Annotated in this window: 1 protein-coding gene; it reads right to left on the reverse strand. The window is 60.6% G+C overall.

What is annotated here, in order from left to right:
• Positions 1 to 24: 24 nt before the first annotated feature.
• On the reverse strand, positions 25 to 289 hold a 265-nt coding region (locus DBV35_RS29855; RefSeq protein WP_281262265.1), incomplete at its 5' end, for a citrate/2-methylcitrate synthase.

Below are 289 nucleotides of genomic sequence, written 5' to 3' on the forward strand. Positions count from 1 at the left end.
GTCAAACAACCAACTCCGGGGCGCTTAGCGCTTGCCGGCGTCGGTGTAGTCGCGCTTGTCGTAGCCGGTGTAGATCTGGCGCGGACGGCCGATCTTCATTTCCGGGTCGACCTGCTGCTCCAGCCAATGCGACACCCAGCCGGCGGTGCGGGCAATGGCGAACATCACGGTGAACATTTCCACCGGGATATTGAGCGCCTTGTAGATGAGGCCCGAGTAGAAGTCCACGTTCGGGTACAGCTTGCGCTGCACGAAGTAGTCGTCCTTCAACGCGGCTTCTTCCAGCTTC

This window comes from Acuticoccus kandeliae (assembly GCF_003073115.1).